The sequence below is a fragment of the Leifsonia sp. NPDC058194 genome (genome assembly GCF_042883605.1).
Taxonomy (GTDB): Bacteria; Actinomycetota; Actinomycetes; order Actinomycetales; family Microbacteriaceae; genus Leifsonia.
In genome coordinates this window covers 1-1,952 of sequence record NZ_JBHVVL010000009.1, presented here as the reverse complement: position 1 = coordinate 1,952, position 1,952 = coordinate 1, and the positions used below count along the sequence as shown (strand labels likewise).

Here is a 1,952-nt window from a genome sequence, read left to right as displayed (position 1 = left end):
ATCGGTTTGTCATTCTGACAAATAACCCTTCGGGAAATAAAAAAAACGGCTCCATAAAGAGGAACCGTTTTGCTTCAAAAATCACGTTTTGTGTTATACTGGAGAAACGAAATTGTGTTTTCAAAATTGTCATTTTCGACATGATAACTTTTCTCGTAGTGTGGTTTTGCCGAACCCACTACTTTTTTTATGTCTCCGAACTTCATTTCTTCCCGTTCCGGCTTAACAATCCCTTTTGATTTTCGATACATATTCATTCCGGAAGGATACATGTGCAGCCGTCCGCCTTTTAAAAATTTCTTTTCCCGACCTTCTACGATCTTTGTTTGCACCTCACAGCCCTCTGAAGCCACTTTTAAGGCTGTTTCCCTGTCTTGGACATCTTCTAGGTCTATATCAGTCAAATAAGCGCTCAAATAGGCTCCTATGTTGTCTATATCCTTTAATGACTTGATTGTTACAAATCCTAAACCCCATAGACTCCTTAATTCAGCATTTTTAATATAAATCTTATCCAAATCATTAAAGCGCATTAAAACATGACAATGCCAGGCTCCACGTCCTTGTGGCTCTACCACCGATAAATAATCTATCGAACTTTCTTTCTTGTATTTATAACGCAACCTGTCGATAAAATTTTGAAAATCACTATAAAGTTTTTTCGTGTCCGTCATATTTTTCTTGTATGTCAAAGTTATATGTAATTCATTTGGCCGTCCTATAAAATTGTTATTTATCAAATAACGCAGCTTCTTAAAGGTTTGTCTCAAAGAATTATAATTTTCCTGCCGATTTTCCGAATGCTCGAACTCCCGGATCTCCCCAGTAGAGAGGTCTACAAACCTATCCTTGTCCAATTTTTTGATATTATTTTTCCGGTTCATCTTCTCCATATGCTGAACTTCAATGACGTGATTCATAGTGGTCACTTTTACAACATCATTTGGAGCTATGAAAACCGCGTCACCATTGCGTTTATCCATCCATTTCCCCTCAATTTTTCCTGTAATGTTTAATTAAAATCAAGTTAATAATAAAGAACCCCAAATCCGAAGTCAGTTTTTCAACAAAAATTAGCGTCCTTTTCCCAAATAGTCCCTATACAATTCCTTAATAGCAAACTCAATTACAGCATCTTTTGAAACTCTTCCAAATTCATTGTGTTTTGTAAAATGTTCGGCTAATAACTCTAGCTTTTTAAATGTTTCAACAGTAATTCGAGGTCCAATTTGTTTTTTCTCTTCCATCCAAACACACTCCTAACAAGTTGTTAACATAATTCTAACATTGGAAATAATAGAATTCAAGAACAGAAAAAAGAAGCACACTCGGAATGATATTTCGTTTCCTTTTGATTCCGAGCCTCCACCCCTTACAATCCCCAAAGGCAACCGACAAGGGAAAATTCGTCCCTTATCGGCACCTCCGGAAATTGTACAGCAAGGGGTCACTCCCAATAAAAAGACTACGACATATAAAACAGGTTTAGCTTCAGAGAAAAAGAGCATAAGGAAACTCGGTGCCACCCTAAAAAAAAGGGTGTCAAACAGGCTGTGCCTGTTGAGTTTCTATGCTCTTAGAACAGGTGCCGTTTTTGAAGCCAAAGATATAGCATAGATACCCCATAGATATAGCAGGGATATACCAAAATATCTCTAGAGATACGGGTATCTATGCTATATCTCTCTACAAGATTCCTCCACACGCTTGACGGAAATGCTTCAGCATTTTAGCACTCACTCGACAGAGTGTATAAGTGCGCCATTCGGAATTTCAAAGCTTCAAATTTCACAGAGAGTGCCCATTTATACACACCCCCTAAATCGTGGTGTGACAATGGGTTCTCGCCGGCTCGAAATCGGTTTGTCATTCTGACAAATAACCCTTCGGGAAATAAAAAAAACGGCTCCATAAAGAGGAACCGTTTTGCTTCAAAAATCACGTTTTGTGTT

2 protein-coding genes are annotated in these 1,952 nt (G+C 37.9%); both read right to left on the bottom strand.

Features of this window, described 5'->3' with window-relative positions:
- Nucleotides 1-74: 74 nt before the first annotated feature.
- Nucleotides 75-983 (bottom strand): hypothetical protein, encoded by a 909-nt coding sequence (locus tag ACFVU2_RS21310; RefSeq protein ID WP_375839305.1) that lies wholly within the window; start codon nt 981-983, stop codon nt 75-77.
- 90 nt (nt 984-1,073) lie between these two features.
- On the bottom strand, nt 1,074-1,247 hold the full coding sequence (locus tag ACFVU2_RS21305) for a hypothetical protein (protein WP_375839303.1): 174 nt from the start codon (nt 1,245-1,247) through the stop codon (nt 1,074-1,076).
- Nucleotides 1,248-1,952: the final 705 nt, after the last annotated feature.